Below are 23,399 nucleotides of genomic sequence, written 5' to 3'. Positions count from 1 at the left end.
CGCCGGGGGTCGCGGGTTCGAGTCCCGTCCGCTGCGCCATATTCGGTAACCTGGAACACTGAACGCCAGGTCACCACAGAAAGCCCGCCCAGTGCGGGCTTTTTGCTGTCTGGCGATTGGCTTTTTTGCTCGTCCGGGCATGAAAAAAGCGACCTGCGGGTCGCTTTTTTCGTTTCTGCGGTTTGTTACTGGCTGGCGTTGCGACTGTGCCGGTAATCACTCACTGCTTCATACACCGCTTTACGCAGACGGTTGATCCCGCCAATCGGGCGGTGGGCCTCGATCCCAAACCATGGATTGAACGACAGGTTGTCGCATTGCAAGTTCAGAGCCGGGGTGTCGAAGTCCTGTGGGGGCAGGGTGATTTTGGCTACGGTCTGGAATGGACTGTCCTGTTCGCGCCATTCGATGCTGGTGTCTTCGATCGGCATGAACCGGTTGGCGTCCTGGCGCTGGATCTGCAACACAAAACACGCGGGCACCCGATCCGTGGACAGTTGCTGATTCAGCGCACTGCGCAGGAAATTCGGCAGATCCTGGTTTTGCTTCGGAAGCGTGTACGCCGGGCAGTTGTCCGGATCCGGCATCACCCGAAACTTCGCATTGGCCTCACCAAATTTGTAGGGCGATACCGAAAAGTAGGTCGTACGTGTCGGGCTCTCTGGTGGCGGAGAAAGCGTCGCCAGCGCAATGAACAAATGCCTGATCTGCCAGTTTCGCGGGTCCCAGCCCGGAAAAAACGCCATGACCTTTTTGCCGTCAGCCTGCGCCGCCACATTCTGACGATATTCAGCGACATCACTGACGAAGAAATTCGGATGGCTGAACATCACGAAATCCTGTTCGTGCAGGCCCTGACGGTCACTGAGCAACTGTTTGCCCGGCACATCGAGCAATTTGATCGCCATGCCCCGGGCATCGCGGATGCTGTCGAACTGCGGATAGGCGTTGCCGTTGGACAGGCGCATTGTCGCCTGCCAGACCTTGCCCGGCTCGCTGAAAACACCTCGGCGCAGGTCCTGAGCCAGATCTGGCAGCACTTGCACGTCGGCCTTCACACAACCGTGGGCCTTGGCATGGGCGTCGCGCAGAAAACGCGTGCTTTCCCGATGCTGATCGACAATTCGCACAGCGGTCTGGATCACGTCCTGCGTCATGGCTGCTTCGCCGTCCGGAATCTGCTCCGTCGCCGACACTGTGCCTCGGTGTTGCCAGGCAAACCAGGCGGTTGCCAGAGCCCAGCCGATCAGGCCGACCGCCAGCAAAAACAGCAGGGTTTTGCCCAGCAACCGCCCCAGCCACAACCAGAAACGCGCCAGCATCGATGGTTTCTTGAACGAATTGAAGATCATGGCAGTTGCGCCTCCAGCGGGCCGCCCAGCACTTTCAGGTATTCCAGCAGCGCCCAGCGTTCCTCGGGCTGCAGCAACCGTCCGATAACCCCGTTGCCGCGCTCGCCGGCGCGGAATTCATGGCCACTGTTGTGGTTGCCGGTGATGCGTGTGTCGAACAGGAAAGCGTTGGTAAAGGCTTCGGTGCGATAACCCAGATGCCGAGGGTCATATTCGAAGGTGCCCTTATAGAAAGTGGTGGCGCGTTCATCCTGAGGCGACAGCAACTGATAGAGACTCGGCACCGAGCCGTTGTGCAGGAAGGGCGGTGTAGCCCACACGCCTGCCAGCGGCCGGGCCTTGTAGGCGACTTTTTCCCGGACACCGATCGGCAGGCCAAAGCCGTCGAGCTGAGGTTTTTCAGCAGCAGTGACGCCAGCCTCGCGATAGGCGCGGTTTTCAACGAACGCCGTGACGTAAGCCAGGCCCTTGGCCACGGATAACTGGCTGAGGTCGAGCGGTTCTTTGGGAGTGGGGTGCAACTTCACGTCCATTTGCTCCAGCTCTGCTGGATTCCATTGCAGGGCTGTCAGGTCGAAACGGTGGTTGGCGATGTTGTTGGCCGCGTTCGGATCGGTGCCGATGACGTCGACGGGCAACATGTGCAGGTGCTGGACCCAGCGTTCACCCTCTTGCGTCACCCGTGGGACGTGGCAGCCAGCGCAGTTTTCGGCAAATAACGCTCGACCCTTGGCCGCCAAAGGTTTGTCGACCTTGCCCAACAGCTCCTCTGGCCAGGCGGGTGGCTGAAGTTTTTGCAGGGTTTCTTCGATCTTGTGCAGATCGCGCACACGCACGCTTGATGCATAACGTTCATCACCCTGTAGCGGCTGGCCGTTGGCATCGAAGAAATTCAGGGTAGCGCCAACCCCCAGCGCCTCGCCGATGTTGCGTGCCATCGGCTGCTGCGCCGAGCCGTTCCACTGCACCCAGTCGAACGTCCACATGTCCCATAGTTGCGGGTAATCCACGGGAGCGTTGGCCACGCGATAGTTGGCGGGGGAGATTGCATCGCCGAAGGTTGCGTTGGCGATTCGTCCGAAAGCATCGGTTCGGCCAGGGCCTTCCTCGGTGGGGTAGAGGCCGCGATGGGTGTCGTTCCACGCCACTTTGAGGAAGGTATTCAGTGAGCCTTTGAAGTCTTTGCGCAGTTGTTCATGGCGGGCGTCATAGTCGTTGCCCAGTACGTTGCGGGCGAACCGCTCGAATTTCCACGGGTTGTAGTAAGTGGAGGCGAGACTGGCGACCAATGCCTGTCCGAAACTGCCGCCACGCAATGTAGGAACACTGGAAGGCAATACATGCTGCGCCGAACCGCCATCGATGCGTACGGCCTGGCCATTCAGGTGCAACTCGCCGGTGTGGCAGGCCGCACAGGTGATGTCCAGATATTGCTCAGAGCTGCCGGGATTCTGATGGCGGGCGAAACCCACTGGCAGATTCCCCGGGTTGTTCGATGTGGCTTTCTGCTGCGGGTCGATCAGAAAACCGAAGTGTGCGAGGTATTCCGGGGAGGCAAAGCGTTGCTGCGAGAACGGCAGCTCCAGGGCCTGGAACCACTCATAACGCAGGCCTTTGACCTGGGTGCCTTGCGGCGTGAAGTAGTAGGTCTGGCGCTCTTCGTCAGTCCATTGTTTGAGGTAGTGGACCTGTTTGGCGGGCGTCGGGAAGGGCAGTTTCGGATTGGCGACATAGTAGAGAATCACCGCCAGGACCAGTCCCAGCAGTACCACGATCAGCGTCAGCACACGGAATATGAGGCGCAAGATGAACATCCTTGTCGAGTTGTTGCGCTGTTATGCCTGAGCCGAGCCGTGTGCGGCAAGTGGCCATTACGCCAAGTGTTGTGGGAAGGGGCATCAGTCAATGTCAGATCAAGATGACAGAAGCTTCATCATGCCTTTGCCCAAATGCTTTTTAATCCCTGAACTTATCGGAAGATTCCTGCTCTCATGCCGGTAGCCATTGGTCGTGGCGGCCTGATAAGCTCGCGGCTTTACTCGATTGCCCTTTCGGCGCATGAACAAGGAAATAGCATGAAACAGCATCGGTTGGCGGCGGCGGTAGCCCTGGTTAGCCTGGTACTCGCGGGTTGTGATTCGCAGACCAGCGTAGAGCTGAAAACCCCGGCGCAAAAAGCTTCCTACGGTATCGGCCTGAACATGGGCAAAAGCCTTGCTCAGGAAGGCATGGATGATCTGGACTCCAAAGCGGTAGCCCAGGGCATCGAAGATGCCGTCGGCAAGAAAGAACAGAAGCTGAAAGATGAAGATCTGGTCGAAGCCTTCGCTGCACTGCAAAAGCGTGCCGAAGAGCGTATGGCCAAGATGAGCGAAGAGTCGGCAGCCGCCGGCAAGAAATTCCTCGAAGAAAACGGCAAGAAAGCCGGCGTGACCACCACTGCTTCCGGTCTGCAGTACGAAGTGGTCAAGAAAGCCGACGGCCCACAGCCTAAGCCAACCGACGTAGTGACCGTTCACTACACCGGCAAGCTGACCAACGGCACCGTATTCGACAGCTCCGTCGAGCGCGGCAGCCCGATCGATCTGCCGGTCAGCGGTGTGATCCCGGGTTGGGTCGAAGGCCTGCAACTGATGCACGTTGGCGAGAAGTACAAACTGTACATCCCTAGCGATCTGGCTTACGGCGCACAATCGCCAAGCCCGGCAATCCCGGCCAACTCGGTTCTGGTCTTCGACCTGGAACTGCTGGCCATCAAGGATCCAGCCAAAGAAGACGCTGCCGCCGCCAAGTAACAAGCGTCGGTATCGGCTTCAACAACAACGCCTCGCTTATGCGGGGCGTTGTTGCATCTGGGTCACGGCGAGCGTAAACAGACCGAACCGATACGCATCGCGACAGTCCTAGACTTTGAGGCCGCCCGCGCTAGACGCCCTGAGCCGCCAAGTCAATGAAATAATGGGGTTTTTTATGTGAGTAAAAAACGCCCGATCTGAGCGCAGCCCTTATGAACCGGGGCTCTCAGCGTCGAAATGCAGCTCTGTTCACAAGGTTATCCACAATTTGTGTGGATAACATTTCAACGGGAGAAATAGATGAAAGCTCCATGGAATTTCGCCCGATTCCTGCCGTTGGCCGGACGACTCCTGGCCCGTGGCCGCTTGCCGACGCTGTTGTTCGCCGTGGCCAGCAAAGGTGCCGCCCAGGGCAATCGTCTCGGCAAACTGAAGGATGACCTGCGATTGCTCCAGGCGCTGTGCCTGGCGTACTGGCGCGGCGAATATCGCGCGATCAGTCCCAAGGCGATCGTTTCGGTCGTTGCGGGCCTGATGTATTTCCTCAGTCCGGTGGATGCGATCCCGGATTTCATTCCCGTTTTCGGCATGCTCGATGACATAGCCGTCCTCGCCTGGCTGATGAAAACCCTCGACGACGAGCTCACTGCGTTCCGTCTGTGGCGTCAGCGTCAGGCGCCGGAAAAGCTCAGGGTTGTCGAGCGCCTGCCCGATACGCCCGAACAACTTCAGCTTCAGGGTCCGAAAAAGTCCTGAATCGCGACAGCCTCTTATACAGATAGATACCCCCCACGACCTTGGCCGCTGTTAGGATTACACTTCTAGGGAAAAGTGCCGACTCGCTAAGCGTTGTTGTCCTACGGGGTAGTCATGGATATTCAGATAATTGCACGCGATGGCGAACCCGAATATGCGGTTCTGCCATGGGCTCAGTATCAGGCTCTACTGAAAGCAGCAGGCATTAACGAAGCACCGTCGCAACCGGCTCCAGCGCCGCTTGCGGCCACACCGGACCCGATTCTTCCAGGTCTGGATCAGTTACGCAGTTTGCGCGAAGGGAAGGGCATCGCCATCGAGGCGCTCGCCCGCACGGTAGGCATCAGCCCGTCTTACCTGGCCATGATCGAAAGCGGTGAGCGTCTGCCCGACGCTGCGATTCGCCGCAGCCTGGCCTGGGAGTTGACGGTGCCAGGGTGGAGGGAACAATCGTGAGCGTACGCATCAGTCGTCAACATTGGGACGGATTGCTGGGGGAGCTGGACCAGGCGCGCAGGCAGCGCCATCTTCTGACCTATCGAGCCTTGCTCGAGCGTCTGCAACTGCCCACGCCGGCTATGCAGACATTGACCGCTGCACTGGAGCATCTCGCTGCGCTGGACGCGAAAGCCGAACAACCGTTGCGCAGTTCGCTGGTGATCAGCCAGGGCGCCAGTCGTCTGCCACGCACCGGTTTTTTTGAGTGTGTCGAGCGTCTGGGGCGTTTTTCCGGGCCGTCCGATGGTGTTGCCGCAGCCTCATGGCACGCCTCGGAAGTGGTGCGGGTCTTTGAATACGAATACCCGGAATCGGCGGAGGCCTGAGTGTTTTTACGACTCAAGGCGCGGGCAAGTTACTGGCTGGCCCGTAGGCTGTTTCACTGGTCGTGGTTTGTCCGTCAGCCCCGAGGCTGGCGCTGGCTCGAAGGGCAGTTTGCGCGTATGGCCAACCTGGGCGACGTCGGCGCGCAAAGCTTTTACGGGCACATCCTGACGTTTCGCGGCGTTGGCCTGGGCGCGCGTGAGGAGGGTGTTCGATTGCTGCGGCTGGCTGCGCTGGCCGGAGATGGCAAGGCGGCGTATCAGGTGGGTGTCATCAGTCTTGCAGGTACGCCCAGTAAAGCGCCCGATCCTTCGGAAGCCGCTCGCTGGTGGACCATGGCCGCCAAGGCCGGGCATCCGCTGGCTGAGCTCAAGTTGAAAGAGCTGGCCGGTCGGGATCATTCTCGGTAAGCGATTTTTGTGTTCCCTGAGCGGGGCGTGAGGGAAACCTCCCGCCCCGTTTTTGCGTCTGCTGTTCGATAAAGATCAGTTACAGACTTCTCCTACATCCATCGCCTACTCGCCTGACTTCTTTTCTGTTTGATCCCCCGCAAAGTCCTTCGCCTGATTTTTGCGCGAGGGAACGCACATGTTCGACCCGGTTTTTCATTTCGTCATGCGCCTGGGAATGCGCTGATGGAAGCCATCACCCGCATCGAGCAAGCACTCGACAGCTTTCCCCACACCCTCGATCTCTATCGCGAACAGCTCAGGCACTGGTTCAGTCGTTCGGCAGACAGCGTCAGTCATGCAGCCGATCTGCCGTCGCTGATGGGGATGGAGCGGATCATCCGTTTCGGAGAACACAGCACAGCGGTCGCGATTGACGACAACCGTTTCTCTTCGGCTGTCGTGCAATGCCCGGAAACCGGGCAAATGGAGATCGAGAGCAAGTTCGAGTCGGTGTACGACATTCCGTTGGGCGGCATCGTAGTCGATGTCGTGGCGGTGGATGGCGGCAAGGTCAAGTCCGTCACGCTCGATGCTCAGGGCAAGGGGTTGTTCACCGGAGAGGCGGGCAAGTTCTATCGTGTGTTAGTGCACAGCGAGGCCAGCGAGAAGCAGGTCGACGCGCTTTTCGATTCCTACGATAGCCTGACCCGGCAGCTGGATAGTTGGCTGCGCAGCGAGTGGCAGGGCTTCAAGCCGCAGTGGTCACAGTCGGTGGCGACGGCGGCGGGCAACGGCTTGCTGGCCGGGAGTTGGGCAGCGATTGAGGGCGTGTGGGACAGCATTGGGTTGCTGTCGGAGATTCTCAAAGATCCTCTCGAGTTTGCGGGTCGGCTGGGAGATGGCGCGACGGCGTTGGCCGAATTCGCGGCGTCGATGCCGGAAAAAATGGAGCAGCTCCAACTGCTCGTCAGTGACGAAGCGGCGCTGTGTCTGTTGTTGCGTACGGCCAGTCTGTGGCTCGAGATGCTGCCGCCCGGCGAACTCGCCGGGAAAACCGCCGAAGCCGTCTCGATGGTGGTGGTGCAACTGCTGATCGACGTTTTGATCGGCATTGTGCTGACCTTCGTCGGTGCCGGGGCGGGGATTGCGTATCTGACCTTTCGCCTGGTGGATCGTGGCGCTCAGTTGTTGTCGGCGGTGACGCGTCTGGTGAAGGCGTTGTTCGGCATTGTCAGCACCTTCATCGGCTACGTGAACCAGTACAAATCCGTCGCCGCACGAGGTATCGCAGCCGGGGTGAAAAAGGGCCGCATGCAATTGCGTTGGGATGCCAAACGCAACGCTTCCCTGAAAAAGGACGAGCATCACGACGACAAGCCTGATCAGGCGAAGAACCCCAACGGCGACAGCGCTGACTGTGTACCCCGGACCTGTACCAATGGCTGCCCGGTGTCGATGGTCACTGGCGAAGAGCTGCTGACGCTGACCGATGGCGTACTCGACGGGTTGCTGTCGTTTGAGTTCAGCCGGTTGTATCGCACCAGTGCGGTCGAGATCGATGTCGGGCTGGGGTTTGGCTGGAGCCATTCGCTGGCGCATCGGCTGGAGGTTGATGGCGCTTCGGTGGTCTGGGTTGACCATGAGAACCGGCGCACGCGGTTTCCGTTGCCGAGTGTCGAGCGGCCAGCGATTCACAACAGTTTGTCGCGGGCGGCGATTTTTCTCGGGGATGAGCCGGAGGAGTTGATTGTTGCGCTGGCTGGTGAAGCGGCGCGGTTTTATCACTTTCGGGCTGGGCGTCTGACGCTCATTAGCGATGCGTACGGTAATCGTCTGACGGTACATCGGGATCTTTCCGACCGTGTGCAGCGCCTGGATAGCGGGGCCGGTCGTTCACTGCTGTTGCGTTACGAGCGGGCGCATCTGGTCGCGGTCGATTATCAAGTCTGGCGCGATGCGGCCTGGCGCACCGAGCAGACGCTGGTCAGCTACCGCTTTGATGCGCGTCATCGACTGATCGAAGCGACCAACGCGGTCGGCGAAAGCGAGCGTTACGACTACGACGACCAGCACGTCATCCTGCAACGGCAACTGAGCGGTGGCGCGAGCTTCTTCTGGGAGTGGGAGCGTGCCGGCAAGGCGGCGCGTTGCGTGCGGCACTGGGCGTCGTTTTCGCAGATGGATACGCGTTACGTCTGGGATGACGCCGGCAGCGTCACGGTGCAGTACGTCGACGGCCGCGAAGAGGTTTACGTCCACGACGACACCGCGCGGCTGGTGCGTCAGGTCGCCGCTGACGGTGGCGAGCAGCTCAAGGCCTACGACGCGCAGGGCCGCTTGGTCGCCGAGCAGGATGCGCTGGGGGCGGTCACCGAATACCGTTACGACGAGGTCGGACGGCTGATCGCGCTGATTCCGCCGGACGATGCGCCGACGTCCTACGAATACCGCCACGGTTTCCTGCACAGCCGCTCACGTGGCGATGCGCAGTGGACGTACCGGCGCAATGCGCAGGGTGACATCACCGAAGCGGTCGATCCCGACGGCCATGTCACCCATTACCACTACGACCCGCAGGGGCGGTTGCTGTCGATCCGTTATCCGGACAGTGGTCGCCATGTATTTGTGTGGAACGACCTTGGGCAACTGGTCGAGGAAAGCCTGCCCGACGGTGGGGTGCGGAAGTTTTCCTGCGATGCGTTGGGGCGGCGGATTACTGCGCAGGATGAACACGGCGCGGTTACCCGTCACGCCTGGGACGCCGTGGGCCGACTGATCCAGACGACGCTGCCAACCGGGGCGACGCGGGCCTGGTCCTACAGCGCCTACGGCCAGATCACCGCCGAACGCGACGAGCTGGGGCGTATCACCCGTTACGAATATGACGATGACCTGCACCTGGTCAGCCGGCGGATCAACCCCGACGGCACGCGGTTGCAGTACCGCTACGACCATGCGCAGCTGCTGCTCACGGAAATCGAGAACGAGTCCGGCGACAAGTATCTTCTGGACTACACGCCCACCGGACTGATCCGACAGGAAACCGGCTTCGATGGACGGCGTACCGCGTATGCCTACGACCGCAACGGCCATCTGCTGGAAAAGACCGAGTACGGCGACGACGGCTCGACGCTGGTCACCGCTTATGAGCGCGACAGTGCCGGGCGTCTGCTGCTCAAGACCCTGCCCGACGCCAGCACGATTGAATACCGCTACGACCGCCTCGGCCGGCTGACCGGTGTCGATGACGGCCAGAATCACCCGCTGGCCTTCGAATACGACCTGCAGGACCGACTGGTCCTCGAGCATCAGGGCTGGGGCACCTTGCGTTACACCTACGACGCCTGCGGCCAACTCAGCCGGATGCGTCTGCCGGATAACAGCAAGCTCGACTATCACTACGCCAAGGGCGGCGCGCTGACCGCGATCGACCTCAACGGCGCCTCGCTCACCCGTCATGTCTACCAGTCCGGCCGAGAGCAACAACGGCAACAGGGTCTGTTGCTCAGCGAATATGCCTACGACGAACAGGGTCGCTTACGTTCCCACGCGGTCGGCCATCAACGCAGTGCGCTGTATCGCCGCGACTTTGCCTACAGCGCCAACGGCAACCTCGAGCACATCGCCGACACCCGTCACGGCCAGCGCAGCTATCAGTACGACGCCCTCGACCGGCTGATTCGCGTGCGCCACACCCGCGACGATGTGCCGGAAAACTTCGCTCACGACCCGGCCGGCAACCTGCTGCTGCAGGACCGTCCGGGCCCCACACACATCAAAGGCAACCGCCTGCTGATGCAGGGCGATCGTCATTACGACTACGACGCCTTCGGCAACCTGATCCGCGAACGCCGAGGCCGCGCCCAACAGCTCGTCACCGAATACCGCTACGACAGCCAGCACCGCCTGATCGGCCTGACCCGCCCCGACGGCACCACCGCGACCTATCAATACGACGCCTTCGGCCGCCGTATCCGCAAAACCGTCAACGGCCAGAGCACCGAGTTCTTCTGGCAAGGCGACCACCTGATCGCCGAAAGCAGCAAGGAACAACACCGCAGCTTCATCTACGAACCCGGCACCTTCCGCCCTCTGGCGATGCTCGACGGCAAAGGCCCGAAACGCGCCTGCCCGTTCTACTACCAACTCGACCACCTCGGCACCCCGCAGGAGTTGACCGACTACAGCGGCGACATCGTCTGGTCAGCCAAGTACAGCGCCTACGGCAAGGTCACTTCGCTGGAGCTGGCGACCGAGGATTATCTCGATCAGCCGCTGCGCTTTCAGGGGCAGTACTTCGATGACGAAAGCGGGCTGCATTACAACCGGCACCGGTATTACGACCCGGAGGTGGGGCGGTATTTGACGCCGGATCCGGTGAAGCTGGCGGGTGGGTTGAATCAGTACCGGTACGTGCCGAATCCGACGGGGTGGGTGGATCCGTTGGGGTTGAGTTGTACGTGCCCGCCGCCGACCCCGCGCCGTCCGATGCGATACGAAGCCGGTCGCGTGGTCGTCGAAGAGGGTGCGCCCCCTCTGCCAAAGATGACAGCGCAGGAGCGGCGGGCGAGGATTGATGAGGTGGCAGAGGAGAACGCCAAGCGACGGGTAACTGAATATGAAGACCTTTATGGTATGCACACCGTCAAAAAACATAGTTCTGAAATTTCTGATCCAGCACTTAAACAGCGAGCTATCGATGGTGCTGATCCTCACACTGGAATAATTCCCAAAGGTGCAAAAGGCAACCTGAGCTCTCAATTTCATAATTGGCGCATGCATTTGGGCGCGCTAAATAAGGCGATGACGAAGGATAAGAATGGCTTGATTATGCACACCGGAAAAGATCAAAATAAAAATCCAATAGTGAGGTTGGAACTACCTGGTGCAGGGCGTGGGTACAGGCCGAATAAAAAAGACAATCAAAATCCTAGCTTGAATGAAAGCTTGAATTGGTTTGAAGTTAAGTTTGATCAGGTAAATACACAAAACCCGTTTACAGCATTTCCGACCGAGGTGAAGTGATGTTGAAAGATCCATATTTAAATGAAGAGTTTGAGCCGGATTTGATGTGGTTTGTAGGCGTTTTTGACGTTTATGATCGGGAGGAAACTCGAGGTGCGGAACTCGAGGTTTACAATCCTAATGATTCTGCTGATAGAGAGCTTCTTATCAGGAAGTATTGTCTTAATCTGCCATACCTTTCCTATAGGCATAAGCTAGTACTAGTTGAAAATTTGGAATTGCTGCTCTTGGAACAAAATTATGACTTTCAAGAACTATTCGAGGTCGATGAATGCGAAGCAGCAAGTTGGCCGCGGGGAGAATGGTACTCTCTAGAGGATCCACGCGGCTTCTTCCAGGATCTCTATAAGTTTGCGAAGGAAGCTTGGGGGAAGGATCTTACGAAAGCCGCTGGTGAGGATCGGTCCACATGGTAGTTATCGAGCCTTTACATCAGCGATGACCTGAAACGAGCGCCTCGTTAAAAGGTAGCGCACGTATGCTGTCGATAACATGCACACTATACCCCGGAACATTCTTAGCATGATGCTTCGCCTGCGAAGCCATCTCCGCCAACTGACTCGCATCCAGTTGCGCACAAGCTTCAGGATGCAAATGCACCACGCCAATGGACAGTGACAGCAACGGAAATTCCTGGCGAATCCCTTGGCGGTTCGGCGCAACAAAACACCCAGCCTCAAGGTGCTCTGGGCGATAGAACCGTCGGCATTGGCTCTGGAAGTCATCAAGCAGTTGATTAAGACGCTTGCGCCAATCCTCCGGGCCGAGAACCAGCAAAAAATCATCCCCCCCAATATGCCCGACAAAGTCGCGAGAAGGATCAACGCGTTCATTAAGGCATTGCGCCAAACACAACAACACCTCATCCCCGCGCCCATACCCATAGATATCGTTAAAGGGTTTGAAGCTGTCGATGTCGACATAGCAAATGACCGACTCCCGCCCCTGTTGCAGCAACCGCGTCAGGCATTGTTGGATCGGTACGTTGCCGGGTAGCAGAGTCAGCGGGTTGGCATAGCGAGCCTGCTGGATCTTCAGCTCGGTGATCAGCTTGAGCACGTCAATCACCCGCCCCAAGCCCAGGTAGCTGCCGTTGAGGGTGATGATGAAGTCTTCTTCGATGCGCTGTCGGGCACGGCTGGTGATCAGGCGGCTGACCTGTTGCAGCGACTGGCTCATTTCCACGGCGAGGAAGTCGTCGTTCATCAGGCGGCTGATCGGTTTGCGGGCGAACAGGTCGGTGGCGAACGGCTTGAGCAGGGCATCGGACAATGAATGACGATGGACGATGCCGCAGGGCTGGCCTTGCTCGTCGAGCACTGCCAGCGAGTTCAGGTTGGCCTGACGCCGGAAGGCTTCGAGCACGGTGGCGGTCGGTGTGTCGCGGTCCACGGCCGGTTGATCGTTGAGCAGGGCGCTGAGGTCGCTGCCTTCATCGTTCAGCGCCACGGCGCTGCTGTCGTGCTTGGGCATCAAGGCCCGTGCGTCGCGTGGCGGGTGCTCCTGAGGGCGCCCAAGCAGGTAACCCTGCACCAGATCGACACCCATTTCGGTCAGCACTGCCAGCTCTTCTGGCAACTCGATGCCTTCGGCAATCACCTGCGCCCGCGAGGCCTTGGCGATTTGCAGGATCGATCCGACGAACTCGCGTTTCAAGGCATCCTGATGGATGCCATCGATAAAGTGCCGATCGATTTTCACGTAATCGGGACGCAGCTCCGACCATAACCGCAAACTCGAATAACCCGCGCCAAGATCATCGAGGGCAATCGAAAACCCCATGGCTCGGTAGTGATGCAACGCAGTTTGCAGCAACTGGAAGTCATCGATCGGCGTCTGTTCGGTGAGTTCGATCACCACCTGGCTTGGCGGAATACCGAAGTCCTGCAGCAGTTGTAGCGTACGCCCTGGCTGGTGCGCCGCTTCGAGCAGGGATTCGGGAGAGACGTTGAGAAACAGCTTGCCCGGCAATTGCTGTTCGTTGAAACGGCGGCAGGCACTTTGACGGCAGGCGATTTCCAATTCACTCAAGCGCCCGGCCTGACGGGCCACGGCGAACAGGGCGATAGGGGAGTGCAGCGGGCTGTTGGAAGGGCCGCGAGTCAGGGCTTCATAACCGAGAATGCGTCGTTCAGAGAGGCAAATGATCGGCTGGAACAGGCTGTGCAAACCGCTTTGAGTCAGGATCGAGCTCAAGGCACTCAGCTGTTCGGTCGTGGTCATGGCATTCTCTGGCGATAAAAAAAGGACTGGGAGCGTTCTCGATGAAGAGAACCGCTCCCAGTCCTTTATTGCACGACAGAATGATGACTGTTTGATGACGATCCGGGGATCGTCAGCATTAAATTGCCATCACCTTACTTCTTGGCCACCTGATTGCTCAGCTTCAGGTAATCCAGCAGTACGCGCCCGGTCTCGCTCAGGTAGGCGTCGTCTTCCGGTTTGACCTTGTCCGGCTCGGCTGCCGCGAGGGCGTCGTCGTCTTCTTTCTTCAGCTCTTTGAGCGGTTCTTCGCCTTTGGCCTTGCGACGGATGTTTTCCATCGCCAGTTGCTTGGCGTCGATATCGGCGTGCTGGGCACGGCGATCGGCTTCATTGAGGCTGACGGTTTTCTCTTCCATCAGTTTCTGCGCCAGGGCCAGCTTGTCGCGAATGAACACGAACTCCGCGTCTTTTGCCGAACGTACGTCATGCTCCGACTTGAGCTGCGCGATGTACGGCTTGAACGGGTCAACCGCAGGCTTGATGGCCGGCTTGATGGTGTCCCATGGCATGGCTTCAGGCAGGGCGCTCTCGCCGATTTCCTTGGTGTCGATGATCGACGGGTAATCGATGTCCGGCAGTACGCCCTGGTGCTGGGTGCTTTGGCCGGAAACCCGGTAGAACTTGGCCAGGGTCAGTTTCAGTTCGCCATGGTTCAGCGGCTGAATGGTCTGCACGGTGCCTTTGCCGAAGGTCTGGCCACCGATGATCAGCGCGCGGTGGTAGTCCTGCATGGCGCCGGCGAAGATCTCCGAAGCCGACGCGGACAGGCGGTTGACCAGCAGCGCCATCGGGCCTTTGTAGAACGCACCCGGGTTTTCGTCTTCAAGTACATCGACCCGGCCATCGGCGTTACGCACGAGCACGGTAGGGCCCTTGTCGATGAACAGGCTGGTCAGTTCGGTAGCTTCCTGCAGGGAGCCGCCGCCGTTGTTGCGCAGGTCGATGACCACGCCGTCGACTTTCTCTTTCTGCAGTTCGGTCAGGAGTTTCTTGACGTCGCGAGTGGTGCTCTTGTAATCCGGATCGCCGGCACGGAACGCCTTGAAGTCGAGATAGAAGGCTGGAATCTCGATCACGCCGAGCTTGTAGTCCTTGCCGTCCTGTTTCAGGCTCAGGATGGATTTCTTCACGGCCTGGTCTTCGAGCTTCACCGCTTCACGGGTGATCGGCACGATCTTGCTGGTCTGGTCGTTCGGCGCATTGCTCGCCGGGATGACTTCCAGACGAACCACGGTGCCTTTCGGACCACGGATCAGCTTGACTACTTCGTCCAGACGCCAGCCGACCACGTCGACCATCTCTTTGTTGCCCTGGGCAACGCCGATGATCTTGTCTGCCGGAGCAACCTGCTTAGTCTTGTCGGCCGGGCCTGCCGGCACCAGGCGCACGACTTTCACCTGATCGTTGTCGCTCTGCAACACGGCGCCGATGCCCTCGAGGGACAGGCTCATGTTGATGTCGAAGTTTTCCGCGTTATCCGGCGACAGATAGTTGGTGTGCGGATCGTAAGACATGGCGAAGGTGTTGATGTACGCCTGGAAGATGTCTTCGGCACGGGTCTGGTCCAGGCGCGCCAACTGGTTCTTGTAGCGCTTGGTCAGGGTTTCCTGGATCTGCTTCGGATCCTTGCCGGCGATCTTCTGCCGCAGCACTTCGTCCTTGACGCGTTTGCGCCACAGGTCGTCAAGTTCGGCGGTGGATTTGAGCCACGGGGCGTCCTTGCGATCGATCAGCAAGGTTTCCTTCGTGGAGAAGTCCATCTTGTCGACGCCTTTGTTCAGCTCGGCAATGGCGAAGTCCAGACGCGCTTTCACGCGGTCCAGATAACGCTTGTAGATGGTGAAGCCGGCGTTGAGGTCGCCGCTCTTGAGGAAGTCGTCGAACTGGGTCTTCCACTTGTCGAATTCGGCGATGTCGCTGGCCATGAAGTAGCTGCGCGACGGGTCCAGCAGCTTGATGTAGCTGTCGTAGATGATCACCGAGCGCGCATCGTCGAGCGGTGGCTTGCTGTAGTGGTGACGTTTGAGCAACTCGACGACGTTCAGACTGGCGATTACTTCATCGCGATCAGGCTGCAACTTGTCCCAGCTGTTGGCTGCGAATGTGGTGCCCGACACCGGCAAGAGGCCGATACCGATGAAAAGAGCGAGGGCGGTGCTGGGGAGCAAATGCTTCATGCTGATTCGACGCGGGGACAATTGATAACGCATATTAGGCCGTCTTTGAAGTCGCCGGTACCTCTACGCTCTGTACGATAACTGCTGTTCAGCGTTCGTTCAGACCCCAGGGCCGGTCGCATAATGCAAAAAGCCCGGCGCTTCAGCTTCGGGCTCAGTCCAGACTCACTATGGAGGCACTGTGAAGGCATTGCAAGGCGTTGAAGGTCAAGTGGCATGGGTTGATGAGCCGAGTCCTACGTGCGATGTAGGACAAGTTCGCATCCGGGTGGCGGCAGCCGGCCTCAATCGCGCGGATTTATTACAGAAGGCGGGCCTTTATCCACCGCCGCCGGGTGCCAGTCAGGTGCTCGGTCTTGAGTGCTCCGGGGTGATCAGCGAAGTCGGCGCCGGTTCTTCCTGGCAGGTCGGTGATCGTGTCTGCGCCTTGCTGGCCGGGGGCGGGATGGCCGAAGAAGTGGTCGTCGACGGGCGGCATGTGCTGCCTGTTCCGGAAGGCGTGTCGCTGATCGAAGCGGCTGCGTTGCCTGAGGTGTACGCGACCGTCTGGCTGAATATTTTCCAGCTCGCTGCGCTCAAACCGGGTGAGAAAGTTCTTCTGCATGCCGGGGCCAGTGGTATCGGTTCAGCCGCCATTCAACTGTGCAAGGCGTTTGGCAATCCGTGCTGGGTCAGCGTCGGTTCGACCGAGCGCTTGGCCTACTGTGAAGCACTGGGGGCGCAAGGTGGCGTGGTGCGCACCGATGATCTGGAGAGCCTGCGGGATTTCGGGCCGTTCGATGTGATTCTGGATCCGGTGGGCGGTCATTATTCGGCACTGAATCTGAAGCTGATGGCTCAGGACGGGCGTTGGGTGCTCATCGGTCTGATGGGTGGCCGCGAAGCAAAACTCGATCTGGCCCAGGTGCTGGCCAAGCGCGTGCAACTGCTGGGTTCGACCTTGCGCAGCCGCAACGATCAGTTCAAGGCCGATCTGTTCAGTGATCTGAGCCAGCACGTGTGGCCGCTGTTTTCCGAGGGACGCTTGAAGCCGCAACTGGCCAAGACCTTTGCGATCAAGGATGCCGAGGCAGCATTCGCCGAGCTGGCGAGCAACACGGTGGCCGGGAAGCTGGTGCTGGTGATCGACGAAAGCCTGAGCTGATCGTCGATGCTTGTGGGAGCAGGCCTGCTCCCACAAGGCAATCGCTTACTTCCAGAGGTGGATCGGCCAGCCGGACTTCTCGGCCTCTGCAAGCAGTACCGGATCCGGATTGACCACATGCGGGTAATCCACTTTCAGCAGCAGCGGCAGATCATTGCGTGAGTCGGAATAGAAACTCGCGCCTTCAAGGTTTTCCTCTTCGGCATCCAGCCATTCCAGCAAGCGGGTGATCTTGCCTTCGCGGTAGGTCAGGGTGCCCACGGTGTGGCCGCTGTATACGCCATGTGCCACTTCCAGTTCGATGCCCAGAATCTCGTCGATGCCCAACCGCTCGGCAATGGGTTTGACCAAGTGCGTACCCGAGGCCGAGATCACCAGAATCCGGTCGCCGGCCTTGCGGTGGGCAGCGATGGTTTTGGTCGCGTCGCTGAAGATGATCGGTTCGATGAAGTCTTCCACCCACGGGCCGACCAGATGTTCGACTTCTTCCGGGGTTCGACCGATCAAGGGTTCGAGGCTGAATTCCATGAAGTCTTCCATGCGCAACTTGCCATGGCTGTAGGCGTCCATCAGCTCGTTGTTCTTGCGCATGAACGACTCGGGATCGACCCAGCCCAGGCGCCCCATCTGCTCGCTCCAGAGGGTGGCGCAGTCGCCGTGGATCAGGGTTTCGTCCAGATCAAAAATTGCCAGAGCCATCAGTGCAGTTCTCTCTTCAACGTCAGCAAAGTCATCAGGCTACCTCACACAGGGCCGTCGGATCGATGGAAAGTGCCAGGCGCTGACCGTCGGGGTGCAGGTCCGCCGCCGAACGGTTGAGCACATCCACCACCAATTCCACGCCCCGGGCTTCGATGCGATAGCGGATGACGTTGCCCAGCAGGCTGTGGCTGCGAATCTGCGCATCGAGTTCGCCGTTCAGGCTCAGCTCGATGGCCTCCGGGCGAATGGCGATGCGATGGTTGATCGGCCGCTGCAACAGCTTCGAGGCACTGTCGGCGTCCAGCAGGTTGTAGTTGCCTATGAACCCGGCGGCGAACACGTCGACCGGTGCGGTGTAGAGGGTTTCGGCGTCGCCGCTTTGTACGATCTTTCCCTGATTCATCAGGAAAATCCGGTCAGACATGGTCAGGGCTTCTTCCTGATCGTGTGTGACGAAAATCGTGGTCAGGCCGAGTTCGCGCTGGATCTGACGGATCTGCTCGCGCAGGTGTTTGCGAATCCGTGCATCGAGGGCCGACAGCGGCTCATCCAGCAACAACAGACGCGGACGGGTGACCAGAGAGCGGGCGAGGGCGACACGCTGGCACTGACCGCCGGAGAGCTGGTGCGGATAACGGCTGGCGAAATCGTTGAGCTCAACCAGTTTCAACACTTCGGCGACGCGCTTGTGGCTGTCGTCGGAGTTAACCTTCTGCATGCGCAGGCCGAAGGCGACGTTCTGCTCCACGGTCATGTTGGGAAACAGTGCGTAGCTCTGGAACACCATGCCGATCCCGCGTTTCTGTGGCGTTAGCGGCACGATGTCGACGCCATCGAGCAAAATCTTGCCGCCATCCACCGGCGTCAGACCGGCGATGCAGCGCAGCAGGGTGGATTTGCCGCAACCGGACGGGCCGAGCAGGGTGACGAATTCACCCTTCTGGATTTCGCAGTTGATGTCGCTGAACACCGTGGTGCCCGCATAGTTTTTCTGAAGGTGTTGGACGCTGACATAGCTCATTCGCTTTTGTCCTTGTTCAAGATGTTGGCGACCCAGGTCAGGACCAGCACGAAAAAGAAGTAGGAGATCACCAGCGCACTGGTGAAGTGGCCGCTGCTGTTGCGCATGTTGTTGAGGTAGACCTGCAGGGTTTCGTAGCGGGTGCCGACCAGGATGTTGGCGAACACGAACTCACCGAACAGGAACGAGAACGACAGCAGCAACGCGACCATCAAACCCTTGCGCAGGTTCGGCAGCACCACCAGGAAGGCCGCCTGAAAAGTGCTGGCGCCGAGCAATTGGGCGGCGTCCATCAGGTCGCGCAGGTTGATCGCTTGCAGGTTGTTGGTGATCGCCCGGTACATGAACGGCAGCGCCACGGTGAAGTAGCAACCGATCAGGATCCACGGCGTGCCGACCATCGCGAACGGTCCGGAACCATAGAGCTGCAGCAGCCCCACCGACGACACCACCGGCGGCACCGCGAAGGGCAGCAGGATCAGGATGTTCATCAGCGCATCGAGTTTCGGGAAGTGGTAATGCACCACGAACAGCAGCGGCAGGATCAGCACCACGGACAGGATCAGCGCGCCGACGCACACCAGCAACGACTGGCCGAACGCGTGCAGGAAGCGCGGATCGCTCCACAACTGGATGTACCACTTGAAGGTGAAACCGCTGGGCAGGATAGTGGCCGACCAACTGCTGGCGATCGAGTAGACCAGCGTGCCCACCAGCGGCAGCAGCAGGATGGCGAACAGCAGGTACACCACGACGCGGTGGTAGACGCCGGCCGGGCCGGATTCAGCGCGAGACATGGTAGCTCCTCTTCAACAGCAGTTGATGCACGACGGTCACCAGAGTCATCAGCGCCACCAGCACCACGGCCAGGGCACTGGCCAGGTTCGGATCCAGGGAAATGTCGCCGGAGACCATCGCGGCAATGCGGATCGGCAGCACGTTGAAGTTGCCGGTGGTCAGGGCATACACCGTGGCGTAGGCGCCGAGGGCGTTGGCCAGCAGGATCACGAAGGTGCCGAGCAGGGCCGGGGTCAACACCGGCAGGCCGATGTGGCGCCAGAACTGCCAGCCGTCAGCACCCAGCAGCGCTGCGGATTCGCGCCAGTCCTCACGCAGCGCGTCGAACGCCGGGTACAGCAGCAGGACGCCGAGGGGAATCTGGAAGTAGGTGTAGAGGATGATCAGCCCGGTTTTCGAATACAGGTTGAAGTCCTGAATGATCCCGGCCTGTTTCAGCATGATGGTGATGCTGCCGTTGAAACCGAGCAGGATGATGAACGCGAACGCCAGAGGCACGCCGGCGAAGTTGCTGGTCATGTTGGCGAAGGCGTTGACGAAGTTGCGCAGCTTCGAATCGACCCGACGCAGGGAGTAGGCACCCAGCACCGCGATGATGATCCCGAACACACTCGACCAGAAACTGATTTCGAGGCTGTACTGGATCGCCTGCAGATAGAACTTCGAATTGAAGATCTTGCTGAAGTTGGCGAAACCCCAACCGAACTCTTCCGATTGCAGGCTGTTGATCATCACCCAGACCAGCGGGGCGATTTCGAACACGATAAAGAACAGGGCGAAGGGCACCAGGCACAGGGCGGCCAGCCATTTGCCGCGAGTCATTGAGTTCACTTGAGCAACTCCCGGCACACAGGTTTGTCGTGGGGTACGCCGAGCAGCTCGCAGACGGTGCCGCAGATGTCGGTCTGCTTCGGTGTGGCGTCGGCGTTCAGGCTGAAGGCGTCACCGAGCACAAACAGTGGCACCTGGCGTTCTTCCGGCAGCAGGCCGTTGTGCGAGCGGTCGTTGTTCATGCCGTGGTCGGCGGTCACCAGCACTTGATAACCGGCGTCGAGCCAGCCTTGCAGGTAGTCGGCAAGGATGATGTCTGCGCTGCGCGCGCTGTTGCGGTATTGCGGGGTGTCGAGGCCGTGCTTGTGGCCGGCGTCGTCGATGTTCATCGGATGGATCAGCAGAAAGTCCGGGGCGTGGCGCAGACGCAGGTTTTCGGCGTCGGCGAACAGGTGCGAGTCCGGATAGTGATCGTTCCAGTAGAAGTGGCCGTGCTGGATCGGTAGCGCCGGGTCATCGGTGTGACGATCCCGTGCGGCCACGAACGGCGAGCGGTTGTAGAGCTCGCTGACCCAGTGGTACGCCGCGGCGGCGGTTTTCAGACCGGCATCGCGGGCGTAGTGATAGATGCTGCGCTGATTGGACAGGCGCGAGACGTTGTTGTGGACGATGCCGCTGTCGATGGGCGGCACACCCGTGAGGATGCATTCGTAAAGCGGTCGGGACAGGGCCGGCAGCTCGCACTCCAACTGGTAGAGCGCGGCGCGTCCTGCGCCAACGTAAGCCTGCAGATGCCCCATGGCGTGATGCGCGACTTCGTAATTGAGGCCGTCGAGCACGACAAGGATGACGTTGTGCTTCATAGGGGCAAAAACTCCGCGAAACAGATCAGATTTTGAATTCAACGCAGATTCCCCTGTGGGAGCGAACTCGCTCCCACAGGGGATCTTCAGTAACCCCGAAAACGGGATCTACAGCATCACTTCATTTCTACGATGACTTCTTCGTTCCACTTCTGCGGCAGAGCCTTGGAGGTTTTCTCCCACGCATCGGCGTCCTTGATCGGCGTGACCTTCTTGTACTGCTCGTTCGGCAGCAGTTTGGCTTTCACGTCTTCCGGAAGGGTCAGGTGCTCGGCGCGGATCGGACGGGCGTTGCCGCGGGCGAGGTTGGTCTGGCCGGCGTCGCTGAAGATGTATTCGCGGGTCAGCTTGGCGGCGTTCGGGTTCTTCGCGTATTTGTTGATGATGGTGGTGTAGCCGGAAATCACCGAACCATCGGACGGGATCAGCACCACGTAGTCATCCGGGTTGGCCATCTTGGCCTTGTAGCTCAGGCCGTTGAAGTCCCAGACCACGCCGACTTCGATCTCGCCTTTTTCCATGGTGGCGATGGTCGGGTTGGCCATCGACAGGCGACCCTGCTTGGCGATGTCTGCGAACAGCAGCAGGGCAGGCTGGATGTTTTTCTCGTCGCCGCCGTTGGCCAGCGCAGCAGCGAGTACGCCGTTGGCAGCTTGTGCGGCGGTGCTCACGTCACCGATGGAAACCTTGTATTTGCCGCCCTTGAGGTCAGCCCATTTGGTCGGTACGTCGGAGCCGTGCAGCAGCTTCTTGTTGACGATGAAGGCGATGGTGCCGGTGTAGGCCAGTGCCCAGTTGCCGTCCTTGTCCTTGGCCCATGCAGGCACTTGATCCCAGGTGGTCGGCTTGTAGGGTTGCACCACACCTTGTTTGACCGCGATCGGACCGAAGGCCGCGCCGACGTCGCCGATGTCGGCGGTGGCGTTGTCTTTCTCGGCGGCGAACTTGGCGATTTCCTGGGCCGAGCTCATGTCGGTGTCGATGTGTTTCAGGCCGTAGGTCTTGGCCAGGTCTTCCCAGGTGCCTTTCCAGTTCGCCCAGTCATCGGGCATGCCGACGCTGTTGACGGCGCCTTCCGCTTTCGCAGCGGCTTCGAGGGTTTTCAGATCATCAGCCGCCATGGCGGCGGTGCACATGGCAATGGTCGAGCCTAACAGTGTTGCCAGGAAAAGCTGTTTCATTCCGAAGCTCCTTGGTCGTGTTCAACGCTGCGATTGCGGTTTGTGTTGGTCTAGGTCAGCAATACCTGAGCCAATGTAGGGGGGCTGGATGACACTTTGATGTCGGCGAATACCCGACCCGCGTTTTATTTCTCCGGTATCGACGGCTGCCCGATAAGCGTAGACCACCCTCAAAGTCCCGGTGGGCAAGGGACTTGGCCGATGTATTGCAAGTTGTCAGGACGACCGTTCGGTAGTTTTGTCATCTATCGGTCATCTGCACTGCCTAGGCTTGCAGCACGACCGAACGGCGCAATAGTCGTGCGGTTTTGCCCCGAAACAGTGCTGGTCTAGTCCAGATAGGTAACGTTGATGCGCGATGAGGCAACAAAAGCGGTGACAGCCATTGGCCAGATCCTCCAGGAGCAGCTCGACCATGGCTTGCTCGCGGCGGGGAGCAAGTTGCCGGCCGAGCGCAAGCTCAGCGAGTTGTTCGGCACGACCCGGATTACGGTACGGGAAGCCTTGTTGCAGCTGGAGGCGCAAGGGCAGATTTATCGCGAGGAGCGTCGGGGCTGGTTCGTGTCGCCACCGCGCCTGGCCTATAACCTGATGCAGCGCAGTCACTTTCACGCGATGGTCAGTGCGCAGGGGCGGGTGCCGTCGACCGAGGTGATTTCGGCGCGGCTGCAACCGGCGTCAGCGGCGGTGTGTGCGTGGTTGCAGTTGCCGGCGTTGTCGAGCGTGATTCAGATTTGCCGGTCGCGGCGGATCGATGGGCGGTTGGTGTTGTATGTGGAGCATTATCTGAATCCGCAGTTTTTTCCGGGGATTCTGGAGTTTGATTTGAATCAGTCGATTACCGAGCTTTATGCGCGGCATTACGATTTGCACTATGGGCGGGTGCGGTTCGAGATTGTGCCTACGTCGTTGTCGGTGGATGCGGCGGCGGCGTTGAGGGTGTCGGTGGGGAGTCCAGGGTTACGGATTGCTCGGGTCAATTATGATCAGGCTGGGCGGTTGATTGATTGTGATCTGGAGTTTTGGCGGCATGATGCGATTCACGTTGGGGTTGATGTTGTTTGACCTTGGCGGCCTTTGGGCCGGCCATGCTCTGGGTTGTTTTGGGTGAATATCCGTTGCTTCGGGTGCTGCCGCTGACGGTTTCGCTCTTACAGCGACTCACTTTTGCAGACGCCAAAAAGTAAGCAAAACGCTGGGCCCCGGCGTTCGGCACCTCGCTTTGGCTCGGTGTTCCTTCGTTACGGGATTCATCCGGGGGCATCGCCTCCGGTTTGCTTCGCTGCACCTCCTCTCGATGCATGCGGCTTCGCCGCACGGTCGCTGCGCTCCCAC

19 protein-coding genes are annotated in these 23,399 nt (G+C 59.4%); 9 read left to right on the top strand and 10 right to left on the bottom strand.

All coding sequences use genetic code 11. The annotated features are described in order from the left end of the window. Positions 1–185: 185 nt before the first annotated feature. Both AC1RME_RS15845 and AC1RME_RS15840 read right to left on the bottom strand, forming a co-directional pair. Positions 186–1,322 carry a catalase family protein gene (locus tag AC1RME_RS15845; protein WP_176504914.1) on the bottom strand — a complete coding sequence of 379 codons (1,137 nt, stop codon included), beginning with the start codon at positions 1,320–1,322 and terminating at the stop codon, positions 186–188. 26 nt (positions 1,323–1,348) lie between these two features. After that, positions 1,349–3,157: a di-heme-cytochrome C peroxidase gene (locus AC1RME_RS15840; RefSeq protein ID WP_096823017.1), complete on the bottom strand. Its 1,809-nt coding sequence runs from the start codon at positions 3,155–3,157 to the stop codon at positions 1,349–1,351. A 270-nt stretch (positions 3,158–3,427) separates the two neighbouring features. Between AC1RME_RS15840 and bamJ the strand changes: the two genes are divergently transcribed. The 7 genes from bamJ (at position 3,428) to AC1RME_RS15805 (ending at position 11,558) form a co-directional block, all read left to right on the top strand. Further along, positions 3,428–4,147, top strand: a complete 720-nt coding sequence (gene bamJ, locus AC1RME_RS15835) for a BamJ family beta-barrel-assembly machinery protein (RefSeq protein WP_096823013.1) — start codon at positions 3,428–3,430, stop codon at positions 4,145–4,147. A 300-nt stretch (positions 4,148–4,447) separates the two neighbouring features. Beyond that, the gene (locus tag AC1RME_RS15830) at positions 4,448–4,903 is read left to right on the top strand and encodes a YkvA family protein (protein ID WP_096823014.1); all 456 of its coding nucleotides are present in this window, start codon (positions 4,448–4,450) and stop codon (positions 4,901–4,903) included. Between the two features lie 114 nt (positions 4,904–5,017). Then, positions 5,018–5,359, top strand: coding sequence for a helix-turn-helix domain-containing protein (locus AC1RME_RS15825; RefSeq protein WP_007950435.1), 342 nt, complete (start codon positions 5,018–5,020; stop codon positions 5,357–5,359). Continuing rightward, the gene (locus AC1RME_RS15820; protein WP_003223109.1) at positions 5,356–5,727 is read left to right on the top strand and encodes a hypothetical protein; all 372 of its coding nucleotides are present in this window, start codon (positions 5,356–5,358) and stop codon (positions 5,725–5,727) included. The genes AC1RME_RS15825 and AC1RME_RS15820 overlap by 4 nt, the downstream gene beginning before the upstream one ends. Next, positions 5,728–6,135: an SEL1-like repeat protein gene (locus tag AC1RME_RS15815; protein ID WP_096823015.1), complete on the top strand. Its 408-nt coding sequence runs from the start codon at positions 5,728–5,730 to the stop codon at positions 6,133–6,135. Positions 6,136–6,360: 225 nt separating this feature from the next. Beyond that, the gene (locus AC1RME_RS15810; protein ID WP_493091548.1) at positions 6,361–11,142 is read left to right on the top strand and encodes an RHS repeat-associated core domain-containing protein; all 4,782 of its coding nucleotides are present in this window, start codon (positions 6,361–6,363) and stop codon (positions 11,140–11,142) included. Continuing rightward, the gene (locus AC1RME_RS15805) at positions 11,142–11,558 is read left to right on the top strand and encodes a hypothetical protein (protein ID WP_176504911.1); all 417 of its coding nucleotides are present in this window, start codon (positions 11,142–11,144) and stop codon (positions 11,556–11,558) included. The genes AC1RME_RS15810 and AC1RME_RS15805 overlap by 1 nt, the downstream gene beginning before the upstream one ends. 16 nt (positions 11,559–11,574) lie before the next feature. Here AC1RME_RS15805 and AC1RME_RS15800 read toward each other — a convergent pair whose 3' ends face one another. Together AC1RME_RS15800 and AC1RME_RS15795 are read right to left on the bottom strand one after the other, a co-directional pair. Next, positions 11,575–13,365 (bottom strand): bifunctional diguanylate cyclase/phosphodiesterase, encoded by a 1,791-nt coding sequence (locus tag AC1RME_RS15800; RefSeq protein ID WP_096822919.1) that lies wholly within the window; start codon positions 13,363–13,365, stop codon positions 11,575–11,577. Positions 13,366–13,499: 134 nt separating this feature from the next. Next, a complete protein-coding gene (locus AC1RME_RS15795) occupies positions 13,500–15,584 on the bottom strand; it encodes a carboxy terminal-processing peptidase (protein WP_173861398.1) in 2,085 nt (694 codons plus the stop codon). Between the two features lie 181 nt (positions 15,585–15,765). Here AC1RME_RS15795 and AC1RME_RS15790 point away from each other — a divergent pair, with 181 nt between their 5' ends. Next, positions 15,766–16,728, top strand: a complete 963-nt coding sequence (locus AC1RME_RS15790; protein ID WP_096822921.1) for a zinc-binding dehydrogenase — start codon at positions 15,766–15,768, stop codon at positions 16,726–16,728. Between the two features lie 45 nt (positions 16,729–16,773). Here the strand turns inward: AC1RME_RS15790 and AC1RME_RS15785 are convergent, their stop codons facing one another. The 6 genes from AC1RME_RS15785 to AC1RME_RS15760 all read right to left on the bottom strand — a co-directional run bounded on the left by AC1RME_RS15785 (position 16,774) and on the right by AC1RME_RS15760 (position 22,064). Then, complete coding sequence (locus AC1RME_RS15785; protein ID WP_096822922.1) at positions 16,774–17,427, bottom strand: HAD family hydrolase; 654 nt, start codon at positions 17,425–17,427, stop codon at positions 16,774–16,776. Positions 17,428–17,461: 34 nt separating this feature from the next. Continuing rightward, positions 17,462–18,451 (bottom strand): ABC transporter ATP-binding protein, encoded by a 990-nt coding sequence (locus tag AC1RME_RS15780; protein WP_096822923.1) that lies wholly within the window; start codon positions 18,449–18,451, stop codon positions 17,462–17,464. After that, the gene (locus AC1RME_RS15775; RefSeq protein ID WP_096822924.1) at positions 18,448–19,248 is read right to left on the bottom strand and encodes an ABC transporter permease; all 801 of its coding nucleotides are present in this window, start codon (positions 19,246–19,248) and stop codon (positions 18,448–18,450) included. Before AC1RME_RS15775 ends, AC1RME_RS15780 begins: the two co-directional genes overlap by 4 nt. Further along, on the bottom strand, positions 19,235–20,071 hold the full coding sequence (locus tag AC1RME_RS15770) for an ABC transporter permease (RefSeq protein ID WP_167748736.1): 837 nt from the start codon (positions 20,069–20,071) through the stop codon (positions 19,235–19,237). Before AC1RME_RS15770 ends, AC1RME_RS15775 begins: the two co-directional genes overlap by 14 nt. 5 nt (positions 20,072–20,076) lie before the next feature. Then, complete coding sequence (locus AC1RME_RS15765; protein ID WP_096822926.1) at positions 20,077–20,883, bottom strand: alkaline phosphatase family protein; 807 nt, start codon at positions 20,881–20,883, stop codon at positions 20,077–20,079. 116 nt (positions 20,884–20,999) lie between these two features. Next, positions 21,000–22,064, bottom strand: coding sequence for an ABC transporter substrate-binding protein (locus AC1RME_RS15760; RefSeq protein ID WP_096822927.1), 1,065 nt, complete (start codon positions 22,062–22,064; stop codon positions 21,000–21,002). A gap of 351 nt (positions 22,065–22,415) precedes the next feature. Between AC1RME_RS15760 and AC1RME_RS15755 the strand changes: the two genes are divergently transcribed. After that, the gene (locus tag AC1RME_RS15755) at positions 22,416–23,129 is read left to right on the top strand and encodes a UTRA domain-containing protein (protein ID WP_085701120.1); all 714 of its coding nucleotides are present in this window, start codon (positions 22,416–22,418) and stop codon (positions 23,127–23,129) included. The last annotated feature ends 270 nt before the right edge of the window (positions 23,130–23,399 follow it).

It is taken from the genome of Pseudomonas sp. GW822-FHT03F08 (assembly GCF_058801265.1).
The sequence above is the reverse complement of the archived record's forward strand: the minus strand, read 5'-3'. Positions and strand labels throughout refer to the sequence as shown.

What these genes read in the sequence shown, in the direction of transcription:
- AC1RME_RS15785 (WP_096822922.1), bottom strand. Translation starts at nt 17,427, where the DNA reads ATGGCTCTGGCAATTTTTGATCTGGACGAAACCCTGATCCACGGCGAC.
- AC1RME_RS15810 (WP_493091548.1), top strand. Translation starts at nt 6,361, where the DNA reads ATGGAAGCCATCACCCGCATCGAGCAAGCACTCGACAGCTTTCCCCAC.
- AC1RME_RS15795 (WP_173861398.1), bottom strand. Translation starts at nt 15,584, where the DNA reads ATGAAGCATTTGCTCCCCAGCACCGCCCTCGCTCTTTTCATCGGTATC.
- AC1RME_RS15760 (WP_096822927.1), bottom strand. Translation starts at nt 22,064, where the DNA reads ATGAAACAGCTTTTCCTGGCAACACTGTTAGGCTCGACCATTGCCATG.
- AC1RME_RS15805 (WP_176504911.1), top strand. Translation starts at nt 11,142, where the DNA reads ATGTTGAAAGATCCATATTTAAATGAAGAGTTTGAGCCGGATTTGATG.
- AC1RME_RS15770 (WP_167748736.1), bottom strand. Translation starts at nt 20,071, where the DNA reads ATGACTCGCGGCAAATGGCTGGCCGCCCTGTGCCTGGTGCCCTTCGCC.
- AC1RME_RS15755 (WP_085701120.1), top strand. Translation starts at nt 22,416, where the DNA reads ATGCGCGATGAGGCAACAAAAGCGGTGACAGCCATTGGCCAGATCCTC.
- AC1RME_RS15800 (WP_096822919.1), bottom strand. Translation starts at nt 13,365, where the DNA reads ATGACCACGACCGAACAGCTGAGTGCCTTGAGCTCGATCCTGACTCAA.
- AC1RME_RS15780 (WP_096822923.1), bottom strand. Translation starts at nt 18,451, where the DNA reads ATGAGCTATGTCAGCGTCCAACACCTTCAGAAAAACTATGCGGGCACC.
- AC1RME_RS15830 (WP_096823014.1), top strand. Translation starts at nt 4,448, where the DNA reads ATGAAAGCTCCATGGAATTTCGCCCGATTCCTGCCGTTGGCCGGACGA.
- bamJ (WP_096823013.1), top strand. Translation starts at nt 3,428, where the DNA reads ATGAAACAGCATCGGTTGGCGGCGGCGGTAGCCCTGGTTAGCCTGGTA.
- AC1RME_RS15845 (WP_176504914.1), bottom strand. Translation starts at nt 1,322, where the DNA reads ATGCTGGCGCGTTTCTGGTTGTGGCTGGGGCGGTTGCTGGGCAAAACC.
- AC1RME_RS15825 (WP_007950435.1), top strand. Translation starts at nt 5,018, where the DNA reads ATGGATATTCAGATAATTGCACGCGATGGCGAACCCGAATATGCGGTT.
- AC1RME_RS15775 (WP_096822924.1), bottom strand. Translation starts at nt 19,248, where the DNA reads ATGTCTCGCGCTGAATCCGGCCCGGCCGGCGTCTACCACCGCGTCGTG.
- AC1RME_RS15765 (WP_096822926.1), bottom strand. Translation starts at nt 20,883, where the DNA reads ATGAAGCACAACGTCATCCTTGTCGTGCTCGACGGCCTCAATTACGAA.